The sequence below is a fragment of the Paenibacillus terrae HPL-003 genome, from assembly GCF_000235585.1.
Lineage (GTDB): Bacteria > Bacillota > Bacilli > Paenibacillales > Paenibacillaceae > Paenibacillus > Paenibacillus terrae_B.
Map to the genome: position 1 here is coordinate 2,995,810 of NC_016641.1, position 14,622 is coordinate 3,010,431.

Below are 14,622 nucleotides of genomic sequence, written 5' to 3' on the forward strand. Positions count from 1 at the left end.
ATGACTCGGCTGGCAGATCAGCAGGTTTCCGTTTGGTTAGGAAATCGGCGTGGAATCGGCATGATCGGCGTGGGAGTGCTGGCTTGTATGCTGCCACTCGCCATTGGATTTGTCAGCGCCAAGATGAATCCCACCATGAGCCAGCAGGGAGCCATATTGCTGGCGCTCGTTTTTCCGGCCTTTTTGCTGGCGATCATCCAATCGCGGATGTTGATTCCGTACACACTGATGGTGTGGGCAGTAGGACCGGAAATCCGGCGCATTGTGGACTGGATGGAGGGAACATATCACTCGGTGTCCTTGTTGAGCTTGGCACCTCTGCTGGTAAGCAGCATGTTGATTATTCCCGTGCTGCGTGGCATTCATCAGGCGGAAAAGCCATTGACCCGGATTGCTGTGTTTTTTGGGATTGAGCTGGCTTACGGAAGTGTGGTCGGGTTGTTCAAAAATGGAATCGTTTTTGCCTATGATTTAGCCAACTATGTGATTCCTTTGCTATTGCTGCCTTATTTTGCGATTAAGCCCATGAAAGCGAAGGAACTGGATCGTCTGCTGTATTCATATGCCAATATTGCCGTTCTCGTGGCGATTTACGGCATTATTCAGTATTTGACGGTGCCTCCTTGGGATGCGTTTTGGATGAATAATGTAGAGATGAATTCCATTGGTATTCCAGAGCCGCTACAAATCAGAGTTTTCTCTTCGATGAACTCGCCTGGTCCCTGTGCTATTTTCCTGGCAATGGCGCTTGTACCCATGATGATGGAAAAACGGTGGCGTGGCACATTGGGATGGATCGGAGTCCTGCTAACGGTTGTTTGTCTTTTGATCACGTTGGTACGTTCGGCTTGGCTGATTGCATTCGTTATGCTGCTGGCATATATCCTCACTTCATCCTCTAAGGGCAAGTGGAAAACCTTGATTCAACTTGCTGTCGTTGGCCTCCTTCTCTACATCATTGTTCCGAAGCTGCCGGGAGCAGAAGGCCTTGTGGCCCGTATGCAAACGTTGACGGATATTCAACAGGATCATTCGTACAATGAACGCTTGGATCTGCTGCATACGATGCTTCCGGCCATAGTCGGCAATCCGGTCGGACAGGGGATCGGGAGTGTAGGAATTGGAACCAAGCTAGATAACGGCGGGGATCTCGGTGAACTTGGGATTATGGATAATGGCTATATTGCCATTTTTCTCACCTTCGGTATTTTCGGAGCATTCTTCTTCTTCGGTGGTCTGTTCGTTATCGTCAAGCGACTCCTTGTCCGCATTGCCGAGCGAGATTCCAGCCAGCCTTATATCAGACTGGCGTTGGCTACGTGGGCCGGAGCTGTAGCCAGTCTCATATCGGATAACGGTTTTCCCGGCATGCGCGGCTATCTAATCTGGATGATGATCGGCATAGGACTGTGGGCGAAAGATGTCATCGCGGAAAGAAGGTAAAGGCTGTGCAAAACTTACAAACAATATCCGCACCTGTCCGGACACTATGGTCCACGGTGGTTCGCTTTGCCAAAAGCAAGGATAGCAGCTCGGCAGCAGTCAAGACGATGATATTCAGCATGCTGATTCTCGTCGTGAACATGCTGACTGGCGTGCTGACGGCCCGATTCCTGGGTCCTACCGGACGCGGGGAACAGACCGCGATGGTGAACTGGTCCCAATTTCTCGCCTTCTGCATGAGCTTCGGTGTTCCGTCCGCATTGATTTACAATGCGAAAAGGAACCCGGAGGAAACGGGCAAGCTGTACGGCCTCGCCTTGCTACTGGCGACGATGTTCGGAGGTTTGGCGACGCTCATCGGCGTGTTCCTGATTCCTTATTGGCTGCGCTCCTTTTCTTCATCGGTCATACTGTTCGCGCAGTGCTCCATGATGATGTGTCCGCTTATCGCGATCTCACAGATCAATAATGCATTGCTGCAGGTCCGGTCGGAATACAAGCAGTACAATTTGTTCCGGTATCTGGTGCCGCTGAGTACGCTGCTGGGTCTGGCGATCCTGATCCTGACGGGTCATATGAATCCGTACACCTCAGCCTTGGCCTATTTGCTGCCAGGCTTGCCGATTTATATTGGTGTCACGATTCGAATGGTTCGGCTGTACAAACCGAAGGTGAAGAACAGCTGGACGCAATTCAAAAATCTCTTTACCTACGGCATGGGCTCATACGGCAACGATCTCATGGGGCAGGTTTCTACTTACATTGATCAGATCCTGATTGCGGGTCTGCTCAGACCGGCTGATCTCGGCTTATATGCGGTAGCGGTCAGCCTGGCCCGGATGGTGAATGTATTTTCAACCTCAATTATCGTCGTGCTCTTTCCCAAAGCCTCTGGGTTAAACAAGGAGGACGCGGTTGCAATAACATTCCGGGCATTTCGGGTGACTTCTACAGCAACGGTTCTGGCTGCCACGATGCTGATGCTGATTGCTCCGTTCGTATTTACATTGCTATATGGTCCAGAGTTTAAACAAGCGCTTACGGTATTCCGGTTACTGGTGCTTGAGGTTGCTATCAGCGGAGGAACCATGGTGCTGGCACAGCAATTCATGGCGCTGGGTAAGCCCAAGCTGGTTACCATCCTACAGGGTGTCGGATTGGCGCTCGTCATACCATTGCTGTCTATACTCGTTCCGAGATACGGCTTGACGGGTGCAGGGATAGCAATGCTGTCTTCGGGGATTCTACGGTTCGTTTTCATTTTATGTAATGTTAAATTCGTTCTGAAAATGAAAATTCCGAGACTGCTTATTTCCAAACAAGATATTCAATGGCTCCGATCAACGATGTCACACTACATCCGGAAAAAGCCAGTTAACGGTTAGATAAAGAAGGAGGCACCCCCTAATGAACCACATGTCTAGCGTTCCCGCGGACAACCGGATATCCGTAGTTATTATCGCTCAGGATGATGGCACTCGAATCACAGCCGCCATTAAATCCTGCAAGCCCTTTGCGGACGATATCGTCGTCATTGACGGAGGGAGCAAGGACAATACGATTCAGGTAGCTGAATCATTGGGCTGTCGGGTGTTTTCTAACCCATGGCCCGGTTATGCGAAGCAGCGCATGTTTGGTGTTGAAAAAGCGGAATTTGATTGGATTTTCCTGATTGATACGGACGAGGTGGTAGATGCGGAGCTTCTTGGAGAATTGTTGAAGGTCAAGGAAACACTCCATGATCCGGCCAAAGCATACTCTGTGTTTCGAATTGGTGATTTTCTGGGCAAATGGATGAACAAAGGCGAGCATTTGGTTCGTCTGTACAATCGGCGTATTTACGGCATTACGAATAGTCTTGTTCATGAAATGCCGGATGTAGCCTCTTCCCAGATCATTAAACTGGAGGGTGTGTTATGGCACTACGGCTTCCGCAGTATCAGTGATCATATGACCCGTTTTAACAAGTATACGGACCTCGAAGCGGAGACGGCCTTTAACAAAGGCAGATCCTTTCGGATTTCCAGGCTGTTGTTGCGACCTCCAGCCCGCTTTGTGCAGAAGTATTTTGTCCAAGGCTTATACCGCAAGGGATTGGCAGGTTTTGCAGTAGCGGTCTTTTGGGTGATGTACGAGTTTCTGGTCTGCTTCAAGCATTATGAGCTGACGAAGCGGCGAAAAAAAATAGAGATTGTGGAAGACGGACAGACCGAGCAGAAAGGAGAAACCAGCTATGTCGTACAATAACGGATTTCGCATTGCAGCAACAGGGCTTAGCTGGCCGTCCTTGCAGCCCGGCGGATTAAACACATACTTCAAATCCATCTGTGAGCAACTGGCGGAACAAAATACGCTGGATGCTTTGATCTGTAGCGATGAGAAGCCCCAAGTACCTGAAAATATTCGAATTCACTCGATTGGCAGTAAGCAGCAATCCATCTGGAAGCGTCGAGAGCTGATGCAAAAATATGCAGCAACGCTGTTCGACAAGCAGCCGATAGATGTGCTGTACTCCCATTTTGCCCCCTATGGTGTCGGCCCGGCGCTGGAGGCGAAAAAACGGGGAATTCCGGTAGTCACCACCTTCCACGGCCCATGGACGGAGGAAATGAAGATTGAAGGGCAAGGCCTCAAGCATCTGCTGAAAACAACGTTGGCCAAATCCATTGAAATGAAGGCTTACGGTCTGGCGGACAAATTTGTAGTGCTGAGCGAAACCTTTCGGGATATTCTGCATGAGCATTATAAGGTTCCGCTCAGCAAAATCCATATCATTCCCGGTGCGGCGAATGTAGAGAGGTTCCATCCGGCAGAGGATCGGGGGATGGTGCGGGAACGGCTGAATTTGCCACAGAATGCGACGATTGTGCTGACCGTCCGTCGTCTGGTTAACCGAATGGGACTGCTGCAACTGCTGGAAGCATGGCGGCGGGTCACCGAGCGTCATCCTGATCATCTGCTGCTGATCGGAGGGAAGGGACCTCTGATGGAGGAACTGGCCTCCAAGGTGGCAGAATACAATCTTCACAACCATGTAAGATTGCTCGGATATGTATCCGATGAGGAACTCCCCCTGTATCATCAGGCATCGAATATGTTCGTAGTGCCGACTCAGGCACTGGAGGGCTTCGGTCTGATTACAGTGGAGGCGATGGCCTCGGGGCTGCCGGTGATGGCGACTCCTGTAGGCGGCAACAAGGAAATTTTAAGTGGATTCCGCCCGGAGCTGTTGTTCCGGGGAACGGACAGCGAAGCCATTGCGGAAGGATTGCTGCGTGTGCTGAATAACCGCGAAGCCCTTCCCAACGCACGGGAATGCAGGGACCATGTCCTGAGCAAATATACGTGGGGACATGTGGCGGAGCAAGTGGAAGATGTGTTCCAGCAGGTCCTTGACAGAAAGGCGGCGGCAAAATGCTGAGAATAGCTTATATTGACCACACGGCAAGATGGAGCGGCGGCGAAGTCGCGTTGTATAACATACTGACGAACATCGGGGAGCATATCGACCCGCTCGTGATTTTGGCGGAGGAAGGCGATTTGGCAGATCGTCTTCGGCAGCGCAACATTGATGTGCGTATCGTTCCACTGGATGATTCCATTCGCAATCGGGGACGGAATGCCGTCAATCTGGGTGCGCCTGCGGCAGCCTACAGACTGTTGGCTTATGGGAAAAAGCTTGCGCCTTTGCTGCGCGAGGAAAAGGTCGTGTGCGTTCACACGAACTCGCTCAAGTCGGCGTTCTACGGCGCAGTAGCCGCGAAGTCAGCGAAGGTACCGTTGATCTGGCATATCCGTGACCATATCGGTCCGCCGTACCTGAAGCCGATTGTAGCCAAAGGCATTCGGCTGATGTCCCGCTTTTTGCCCAACGGTGTCATTGCCAATTCCAAGTCCACGCTGAGTGCGCTGGAGCTGCCCCCGGACAAAAAGACGCTCGTCGTCTACTCGGCATTTGCCAAAGCGATTACGGCCCGTGATGCGGCTGCAAATTCACGTGACGATGACTCGTTTAACGTCGTATTGGTCGGCAGACTGGCAGAGTGGAAGGGACAGCACATTTTACTGGAAGCGGCGCGCTCTTTTTTACCAGATAAGCGTGTGAAATTTTGGCTGGCTGGAGATGCACTGTTCGGCGAAGAGGAATATAAACGCCGTCTGGAATCCACGATGCGCGAATACGGATTAGACAACGTCAATTTACTTGGACACGTCGATGACATTCAGGGCTTGATGCAGCGTTGTGATCTGCTCATTCACACCTCCATCACACCGGAGCCGTTCGGGCAGGTCATTATTGAAGGCATGGCCGCAGGGCTGCCGGTGATTGCTTCGAATGAGGGTGGACCCAAGGAAACCGTCGTACCGAACGAAACCGGGCTGCTTATTGAACCGGGTGACCCGGCCAAGCTGGAAGAAGCCATCCGCTGGATGCTGGAGCATCCACAGGAACGTCAGCAAATGGGCGAACAAGGGATGGAACGGGTCAAGAAGCATTTTGTGATCGAGAACACGGTTAAGGATATAGTTCATTACTATAAGGGTTTGTTGGCAGGAGTCTGACCGACATTCGCGTTAAAGGATGATTCAGATGAAAATAGCGATAGCACACGATTACTTAATCCAAATGGGCGGAGCGGAAAGGGTGGTTGAGGTATTCCACGATATGTATCCGGAGGCTCCAATCTTCACAACGGTGTTCAGCGACGACCGCCTGTCGAACAACTTGAAGGATGCAGATATTAGAGCCACCTGGCTACAGAACATCCCTGGAGTGAAGGCCAATTTCAAAGGAGTGCTGCCGCTGTACCCCATCGCTATCCGTGATTTTGATTTTAGGGATTTCGACATTGTTTTAAGCTCCAGCAGCGCATTTATGAAAAGCATCCAGGTACCTAAACATACGTTTCACATTTGTTACTGTCACACACCGATGCGGTTTGCCTGGGATTACGATACATATATGGCCCGGCAGTCCAAATCCAACCTGCTCAAAAGCATGCTAAAGCTTTACATGAATCGGTTGAAAACATGGGATGCCAAAACTTCTCGCAACGTCAACCAATTTGTCGCCAACTCTTCGGTCGTCAAACGGAGAATCCTGCACTATTACCAACGGGAGTCGGATGTCATTTTCCCTCCTGTGAATACATCCCGTTTCGAACGTGCTACAAGCATCGGTGACTATTACCTGATCGTATCCCGGTTAGTGTCCTACAAGCGCGTTGACCTGGCGATTGAGGCATTCAAGCGCAATGGTCTCAAGCTGCGCATTGTCGGTGAAGGACCGGATCGTAAAAGACTGGAAGGCATGGCCTCCCCGAACATTGAGTTTCTTGGCAGACTTGAAGACGAAGAGGTCAACAAGCAGATGGCAGAATGCCGGGCACTCGTTTTTCCGGGGGAAGAGGACTTCGGTATCACGCCTCTGGAGGCGAACGCAGCCGGACGGCCTGTTATCGCTTATCAGGGCGGGGGAGCGCTGGATACCATCGTTCCTCATGTGAATGGTGTATTTTTCCGCAGACATCAGGTAGAGGATGTGCTGGAGGCGGTCGCCAAGGTCGAGCAGCATGCATGGGATGTGGACGGTATCATTAGCCATGCACGCAAATTTGATGAAGATACGTTCAAGGATCATTTCAAAAAGTATGTAGAGCAAGCCTATGTGAACTTTCTAAAAGGAGGATGAACAGAATGAAGCTGGCTGTAATCGGTACTGGATACGTTGGGCTCGTCTCGGGCGTGTGTTTTGCACATAAAGGTAATGAGGTGATTTGTGTCGATCTGGAGCAGCACAAAATCGATATGCTGAACCGGGCGGAATCTCCCATTTATGAACCTGGCATTGAGGAATTGATCGCGTTAAATCTGGAAGCGGGTCGTTTGGAGTTTACTGCGGATTTGGCCGACGCGGTTCGCCGCTCGGATATCGTTATTTTGGCGGTGGGTACGCCGTCTCTGGCTAACGGTGAAGCGAATCTGTCCTACATTGAGCAGGCGGCTGCTGATGTCGGGAAGGCCATGAACGGGTATAAAATTATAATGACCAAGAGCACGGTGCCTGTTGGAACGAACGAAAAGATCAAGGACGTGCTGGCCCGCCATACGAGTTTGTCCTTCGATATTGTATCCGCTCCGGAATTTTTGAGAGAAGGCTCTGCCATCAATGATACACTCCATCCAGACCGCATCATTATCGGTTTGGACAACACGGGGCTGCGTGAAACGATGGTTTCGCTGCATCAGGTGTTCACGGATAAAATTTATGTGACGGATATCCGCAGTGCAGAGATGATCAAATACGCGTCCAACGCATTTCTGGCGACCAAAATTTCGTTTATCAACGAAATCGCCAATATTTGCGAAAAGGTAGGCGCGGACGTCACCTGTGTGGCTGACGGTATGGGAATGGACAAACGAATCGGGTCCTCTTTTCTCCAAGCAGGGATCGGGTACGGTGGGTCTTGCTTCCCGAAAGACACGAATGCGCTCATCCAAATTGCGGGTAATGTGGATTATGAATTTAAGCTGTTAAAATCGGTGGTCGAGGTTAACACTGACCAGCGTTTCATGATCGTATCCAAGCTGCGTGAATCGCTGGGTCAGTTGCACGGCGTGCCGATTGGCATTTGGGGCTTGGCCTTCAAGCCCAATACAGACGATATCCGCGAGGCTCCGGCACTGGAAATCGTTGAAACGCTGATTCAGGCAGGTGCTATTGTGAAGCTGTATGATCCGATTGCAATGGAAAAATTCAAGGAGCGCGTGGATCATCCGAATATTGTATGGTGCTCATCCCCGCAGCAAGCTGCCGAAGGAAGCGACGCGGTCTGCCTGCTGACCGATTGGGAAGAGTTCAAAAACGTCAATCTCGTACAATTGTCTTCCATTCTGCACAAGCCAGTCCTGATTGACGGTCGTAACGTATTTACAGAGGAGCAGATTCAAGGCTCCGGGCTGGAATACTATTCTGTGGGTCGTCCGCGGATGAGTGGGTGGAATCGGGATAAAGTGGAAGCTTAAAAAGTGACTGTGGCGGTGTTGGAGACGCTGCGCGTGCAGATTGTTCTTCCGATTGCTGTTACCCCCGGATTTTCTTGATTATATAAAACATTCAAAGGTTAATATCCGGGGATAAAGGCAAACGCTGACGCTTCTTCAGAACAATTCTGCCCGCTCCGCTGTTTTAACCGCCGTGGAGTCACGATTTTTAACCTCCCACCTTATGGGGTGGGAGTAGGAAGGGCGTATCGTAAGGAGCGGCACGGTTAAAGCCGCTCCTTACGATCAAGGACGCCATGCGGCTGTCCGCGCGCGAGCGTCTTTACAGGCTGACCGGACTTTATAATGTCCGGTCGTGCCTTTTGCAATAAACGGTATGATCGGCATGATGCATATTTGAGTAGCGCAGGGATGGATTTGAATCTGGAGAAGCGATAGCGCTCGCCTTTGGACCGGGATTCAAACCTTTACACGATTTTATACAATCGAGTGAATCCCGGTCCAACAGCGATCGTAAGATCAAAACCAGCCCGGAGCGGGCTACTCAACCTTGCCCCATCCGATCACCTAACCCAAATTAGAGAGGAAGTGGAGAGTTATGAAGCTCGTACTTTTGTCTGGTGGTTCCGGTAAGAGATTATGGCCTTTGTCCAACGATTCCCGTTCCAAACAATTTTTGAAGGTACTGGAGAGTCCGGAGGGGATTTCGGAATCTATGGTGCAGCGGGTGTGGAGACAACTGGGGGATAACGGCTTGTCCGAATCCTCGTTTATTGCAACAGGGAGAGCACAGGTTGAAATGATTCAGAGTCAGGTTGGGCAGGATACACGCATCATTGTTGAGCCTGAACGAAGAGATACTTTTCCCGCGATTGCGTTAACAGCCACTTATCTATATTCCATTGTGGGTGTTTCGCCTGATGAAATCGTTGCTATATTGCCGGTAGATCCCTATGTAGAGGATGCTTTCTTTGCTACAGTTGCCCAGTTGGAACATACCCTTCAGGAGAGTGAAGGCAAGCTTGCGTTAATCGGGGTTGTCCCTTCCTATCCTTCTGAGAAATATGGCTACATTATACCGAAAAACGATACCACACAAGGTAGTACAGGCTACCGGGAAGTGAGTCATTTTCAAGAGAAACCCGACCGGGAGCAGGCGGAGCGTCTGATTGAACGCAATGCTCTATGGAACTGCGGGGTTTTTGCATTCAAATTGGGTTACTTGCTCGATATCTTGGCATCCAAAGGGTTGCCGCTGAACTATGAAGAAATGCAAAAGCAATACGCTTCCCTGGAAAAAATCAGCTTTGACTACGAGGTAGTCGAGAAGGAGAAGGAAATCGTTGTTCTTCCGTATGATGGATTCTGGAAGGATTTAGGTACCTGGAACACCTTAACGGAAGAAATGTCCCATCAGCAAGTGGGCAGAGGCGTAGTAACGGAGGATTGCGTCAATACGAGCCTCATCAACGAACTGGATATCCCCGTGGCGATCATTGGAACAAATGATCTGATCGTTGCCGCCAGCCCGGATGGCATCCTTGTGACCAATAAGGCGGAAAGTCCGCGCATCAAGGAAGTGCTCAAGGCTCATAATCAGCGTCCAATGTACGAAGAGCGCCGTTGGGGGCATTATCGGGTAGTGGACTATGTGAAGTATGACGAGGGCAACGAGGTATTGACCAAGCGAATTCGTGTGCTGCAAGGCAAAAATATCAGCTACCAGCTTCATTTCAAACGGAGTGAAATTTGGACCATTATTAGCGGTGAAGCGGAAATTATTTTGAATGAAAAGCTGCATAAGGTGAAGGCTGGTGATGTGGTTCGCATTCCAGAAGGAACGAAGCATAGCATTTTAGCCGTGACCGATGTGGAATTGATCGAGGTACAGACAGGTTCTGAGTTGATCGAAGAGGATATTGTCCGTTTTTGCATGGATTGGGATGACATTTCCCGTCACCAGTTTATTTCATAAATATTTCGTAAAGATGAAAAAAGACTCATTTATGAAGTTTTTTAGCCCGAACTGTCGAAAATACGCGAAAATCTGTAAATTCATGAACGTGACCTATTAAATTTTGGTAAAAAAAAGTCGATACTTTAGGGTAAGAAGGAATCCAAACTCCTTCCACGATAAACGCAGCCCTGTTGAAAGGCAGGTACGCAAAGCTAAAGGGCCTTCCGTGAGGATGGCAGCCTGGCTACCGAAAGGAAGAGCGAGAGTGAGCCCCTATTTTACCCCTGTGTATCGATTGATACGCAGTGTACTCCCCGTTGTTATGCTTTTTTCTTTGTTGCCCGTCGGTTGTGGTGAATCTCTGTCCGTGGCGAATGCTGCCACATTACAGCCTGTTAATTCGGACGCTTCTGTTGAGGCTCGTGAACTATACAACTATTTGATCAGCATCTCAGGAAAAAAAATGGTCACAGGTCAACATGATTATTTGGAAAGTCCGGATGAATTAAGCAACAAGGTCCAAAAAATCAGTAAGGCGTATGCTGGTGTACATGGCTACGAAATGGGAGCCATCTCCGACCAGTCCGCTGCTACGGAGGCGGCACAACGTAAAAATGTCGTCGATAGCGCCATATGTTGGAGTAGAGCTGGCGGCATGGTTACGATGACTTATCATGAACCGCTGCCGGGTAAGCCACTGACTTGGGCCAATGTGCAGGCGAAAGTAAGCCAGGCGGAGTTCAATAAATACGTGACGCCGGGTACTACGCAGTATAATCTTCTCATTGCCGATCTGGATAAGGTCGCTGTATCGTTAAAGCAGCTTCGTGATGCAGGCGTTCCGGTATTATGGAGACCTTACCACGAAATGAACGGCGACTGGTTCTGGTGGGGGAACAAAAACAATTTCAATCAGCTATGGAATATCATGTATGACCGTTTTGTAAACACGCATCAACTGAACAATCTGCTGTGGGTATGGAGTCCGAATGCGCCTAATTCGTACACTGGCCCATATACCCCGAAATATCCGGGGGATGACAAAGTGGATATTTTGGCTGTAGACATTTACAACAATGATTTTAAGCAAAGCCATTACGAAGGATTGCTCGGACTGGCACGGAATAAGCCGATTGCTATTGGGGAACACGGTGAGGTGCCCAGTCCCGAGGTGATGAAGGCTCAGCCTAAATGGGTGTATTCCATGACTTGGGGCAAGATGCTGACCGAAAATAACACGACGGATCAGATTCAGGATTATATGAATGATTCGACAAGCTTGACGCGGGATGACGTGAAAAAAGGGTTGGCTGCGATAAAACAACCTGAGACGGAGCAACCGACCGTACCGGATACGGGACAAAACGGCTCGACTCCGGCTCCGCCAGTGGTAATCGTTTCCCCGTCCCCAGCCCCGCCTTCCGTTCCGGATATGGTCTACGCGAACGGGCTGCGGGGCGAATATTTTAACGACATGAATCTGGACGGTACCGCTGTTTTGGTTCGCACAGACAGTAAGCTGGACTATAACTGGCGTGCCGCCTCACCTGATTCAGAGGTGAAGGCTGATCAGTTCTCGGTCCGTTGGACGGGCAAAATCAAGCCGCAATATAGTGAGACCTATACGTTTACCACGATATCCGATGATGGCATTCGCGTATGGGTAGATGGCAAGCTGATTATTGATAGCTGGTTCAAACAAAGCTGGACAGAACGCAAGGGCAGCATTACCTTGCAAGCAGGCAAAATGGCAGATTTGAAAGTTGAATATTATGATGAAAAAGGCGACGCAATGGCACGTCTGATGTGGGAAAGTCAGCATGAAGCGAAAGCGGTAATTCCCGGCAACGCTTTGTTTCTTCCTTGATATATACTCTTTCCCCGCCAAAAATTTTGAGGAGAGAGGGTGGAGCACAATGATGAAAAAATGGTTGACCCAAAGGTATATAGTAGTATTGGCCGGGTTACTGGGGGTCGCAGCTATAGCGATGATCGCCTGGTTTATTCATACGCCTCCCAAGAGTGAAGAACTTCAGATGATTAAAGTAGGGGCGGCCAGTCCGGTATGGAAGCTTGGTCAGCGGGATGACTCTTCGGCAGAATTTAAAGGTGTGGTCGGTAAGGACAATGTCAATATTTCGGCGGCGTCCACCGAGTCGTCTGCTAAAGGAACATCGTCAGCGATGTCCATAGCAGAGAGTACAACGGCTCCGGTATTGCTCAGCAGTGGAGATATTCCTCCCGGTTTAAATGCGTCCATGAATCCTGAGCTGTCACTCCAGTACAAGCTGGATCAGGTTCCTCCCAACGGGATGATATTCCGTGTACGGATTTTGGATGCGGGCAAAGCCGTTCCCCAAATGGCTGTATTTTCAAATCATCAGCTGTCCGGTATCATTCAGATTGCCGGGGTTTCCGGCACAGGCAGTGCATATAATTTCAAAAACAACTATGAGCTGTATATCCCCAAAGAGCAATTGCAAAGCGGTGTTAACGTACTCAAGCTAAAGACAGCACGCTGCCTATACTGCTCCTCTGCTGAAGATAAAAATGTGTGGTGGACTTGGGATGACTTGAGCTTGGAGACGTTAGCTTCACCTGCGACCGAGCCGATACACGGTAAATATATACTGACCGGGACGAATGTGAACAATAAAGAATTTTATTATGATCAGGGTGCAGTTAAACATTTACCATATGTTCTCAAATGGCTGGGAATTGCATATAGCGGCAATGTCATGAGAGTCACATGCGCCAGTAATGTGAACAAGGCATGCACAGACGTGGGAGATTACTACCAAACGCTGAAGCAGTACAATATGCAATCGTCGGCTTTGTATTTATATACAGGCGATATCAAGCTGCAAAAAGACGGCTCCCTGCCGGAGACGGCCAAGCAGAAATTGCGCGATTATGTAAAAAAATATGGTTCATACCTGCAATATTATGAAGTGGATAATGAACCGGGATTGTTTAACCGCTCGAAAGCAGTTAATCTGGCCGTAGCCAAGTGGTTGAATACGGAAGGTAAGCAATTGGCGCCACATCTCAAAACGGTAGCGCCGGGCTGGGCATACTGGCCGACGTATTCGACCAAGGCATGTAAAAACCAAACCGAGGGTGCGCTGAAATGCGGTGATCCGGATGGATGGGAGCGGGACCCGGCACAGCGTAAACAGTTGGAGGATGTCACCGACCTGACTAACGGGCACGCCTACGGCGAATCGTATAATGAAGAGGGCGGAGGCAGCTTCGTCCAAAATCTGAAAACCTTCGGTGGTTCGAGCAACGGGCTGGAGAAGAAGATGCTGAATACGGAGTTTGGTACGAACGATACGCATCGGGACAACCCTGATTACGGGGCCAGTCAGCCACAAGCAGCGGCATTCGACCGGATTATGCGTTCGCAGATTGGTTTTGCCGATATGTTTATCCAGCATGCTGCTTTTTATAAGGACTACACGCTGTTTAAAACCGGCTTTGACCTGCAAAATCACAATCCGGCGAATACGGAAATTTACCCGTTCGGACAAGGGCAGGACAGCCGTGTAAACATCATGAGACGCTTGAGTCTGGCCTATGCCACACACGGGAAACCATTAACTTATACGGTACTGAATCCGGAGGAAACGAAGGATAAGATGGTCTATGTCCGTGCAGTGGATACGTCTAAACTTAAACCGCTGGCTGGCAGTGGGGCCACCTCCAGCAAATTGCTGGTGAATCTGGTGAATTTTGAATCCACAGCACAGACGATCCGTGTACGGGTGACGATGCCGAAAGCCGGTTTGTACACGGGTGAACGCTTCGGAGCTGGCTCTACATACAGCCAGGCACAGCGTTCCATATCCGGGCTCAACGCTTCGCCTGCCCTTGATTTTGAAGAAAAGCTGGGTCCCGGGGAGTCGGTGCAATACATTCTGGAACTGAAAAGTACAGATCAGACCGCAGCTTCGGCCCCTACAGAGGTGAAGGCCGCCTCTGTTCAGGAAGGCGCGGTAAAGATCAATTGGCTTCAGGCAGAAGGCGTATCCGCCTATGATGTGCTGCGTGCGGACGGGACAAACGGGGCGTATCAGGTGATTGCCTCGGAAGTAGCAGGAAGCACGTATACGGACCACACGGCGAAAGCCGGGAGTCACTACGCTTACAAAGTCCGAGCGACCGGGGGCACCCAGGTGTCCCCCGCGGCCGAGGTCGCTTAATCAGGACAGATA

10 protein-coding genes and 1 riboswitch are annotated in these 14,622 nt (G+C 50.1%); all 10 genes read left to right on the top strand.

All coding sequences use genetic code 11. From position 1 onward, the window contains the following. The 10 genes from HPL003_RS13635 to HPL003_RS13680 all read left to right on the top strand — a co-directional run bounded on the left by HPL003_RS13635 (nt 1) and on the right by HPL003_RS13680 (nt 14,610). Complete coding sequence (locus HPL003_RS13635; protein WP_014280257.1) at nt 1-1,443, top strand: O-antigen ligase family protein; 1,443 nt, start codon at nt 1-3, stop codon at nt 1,441-1,443. A 5-nt stretch (nt 1,444-1,448) separates the two neighbouring features. Continuing rightward, entirely contained in the window at nt 1,449-2,828 is a 1,380-nt protein-coding gene (locus HPL003_RS13640; protein ID WP_014280258.1) for a lipopolysaccharide biosynthesis protein, read from the top strand. A gap of 22 nt (nt 2,829-2,850) precedes the next feature. Continuing rightward, nucleotides 2,851-3,690, top strand: a complete 840-nt coding sequence (locus tag HPL003_RS13645; RefSeq protein ID WP_014280259.1) for a glycosyltransferase family 2 protein — start codon at nt 2,851-2,853, stop codon at nt 3,688-3,690. Then, a complete protein-coding gene (locus HPL003_RS13650) occupies nt 3,677-4,864 on the top strand; it encodes a glycosyltransferase family 4 protein (RefSeq protein WP_014280260.1) in 1,188 nt (395 codons plus the stop codon). The genes HPL003_RS13645 and HPL003_RS13650 overlap by 14 nt, the downstream gene beginning before the upstream one ends. Further along, nucleotides 4,858-6,006: a glycosyltransferase family 4 protein gene (locus HPL003_RS13655; RefSeq protein ID WP_014280261.1), complete on the top strand. Its 1,149-nt coding sequence runs from the start codon at nt 4,858-4,860 to the stop codon at nt 6,004-6,006. The genes HPL003_RS13650 and HPL003_RS13655 overlap by 7 nt, the downstream gene beginning before the upstream one ends. Nucleotides 6,007-6,034: 28 nt before the next feature. Next, nucleotides 6,035-7,135: a glycosyltransferase gene (locus tag HPL003_RS13660; RefSeq protein WP_014280262.1), complete on the top strand. Its 1,101-nt coding sequence runs from the start codon at nt 6,035-6,037 to the stop codon at nt 7,133-7,135. A gap of 5 nt (nt 7,136-7,140) precedes the next feature. Continuing rightward, nucleotides 7,141-8,469, top strand: coding sequence for a UDP-glucose dehydrogenase family protein (locus tag HPL003_RS13665; RefSeq protein WP_014280263.1), 1,329 nt, complete (start codon nt 7,141-7,143; stop codon nt 8,467-8,469). 577 nt (nt 8,470-9,046) lie between these two features. Beyond that, on the top strand, nt 9,047-10,423 hold the full coding sequence (locus HPL003_RS13670) for a sugar phosphate nucleotidyltransferase (RefSeq protein WP_014280264.1): 1,377 nt from the start codon (nt 9,047-9,049) through the stop codon (nt 10,421-10,423). Nucleotides 10,424-10,576: 153 nt separating this feature from the next. Further along, nucleotides 10,577-10,657: riboswitch (cyclic di-GMP riboswitch) on the top strand. Then, nucleotides 10,638-12,272, top strand: coding sequence for a glycosyl hydrolase (locus HPL003_RS13675; RefSeq protein ID WP_148267391.1), 1,635 nt, complete (start codon nt 10,638-10,640; stop codon nt 12,270-12,272). It overlaps the preceding riboswitch by 20 nt. 49 nt (nt 12,273-12,321) lie before the next feature. Further along, complete coding sequence (locus HPL003_RS13680) at nt 12,322-14,610, top strand: PD-(D/E)XK nuclease family protein (RefSeq protein ID WP_014280266.1); 2,289 nt, start codon at nt 12,322-12,324, stop codon at nt 14,608-14,610. Nucleotides 14,611-14,622 lie beyond the last annotated feature (12 nt).

What these genes read in the sequence shown, in the direction of transcription:
- HPL003_RS13675 (WP_148267391.1), top strand. Translation starts at nt 10,638, where the DNA reads ATGGCAGCCTGGCTACCGAAAGGAAGAGCGAGAGTGAGCCCCTATTTT.
- HPL003_RS13635 (WP_014280257.1), top strand. Translation starts at nt 1, where the DNA reads ATGACTCGGCTGGCAGATCAGCAGGTTTCCGTTTGGTTAGGAAATCGG.
- HPL003_RS13670 (WP_014280264.1), top strand. Translation starts at nt 9,047, where the DNA reads ATGAAGCTCGTACTTTTGTCTGGTGGTTCCGGTAAGAGATTATGGCCT.
- HPL003_RS13645 (WP_014280259.1), top strand. Translation starts at nt 2,851, where the DNA reads ATGAACCACATGTCTAGCGTTCCCGCGGACAACCGGATATCCGTAGTT.
- HPL003_RS13660 (WP_014280262.1), top strand. Translation starts at nt 6,035, where the DNA reads ATGAAAATAGCGATAGCACACGATTACTTAATCCAAATGGGCGGAGCG.
- HPL003_RS13665 (WP_014280263.1), top strand. Translation starts at nt 7,141, where the DNA reads ATGAAGCTGGCTGTAATCGGTACTGGATACGTTGGGCTCGTCTCGGGC.
- HPL003_RS13650 (WP_014280260.1), top strand. Translation starts at nt 3,677, where the DNA reads ATGTCGTACAATAACGGATTTCGCATTGCAGCAACAGGGCTTAGCTGG.
- HPL003_RS13680 (WP_014280266.1), top strand. Translation starts at nt 12,322, where the DNA reads ATGATGAAAAAATGGTTGACCCAAAGGTATATAGTAGTATTGGCCGGG.
- HPL003_RS13655 (WP_014280261.1), top strand. Translation starts at nt 4,858, where the DNA reads ATGCTGAGAATAGCTTATATTGACCACACGGCAAGATGGAGCGGCGGC.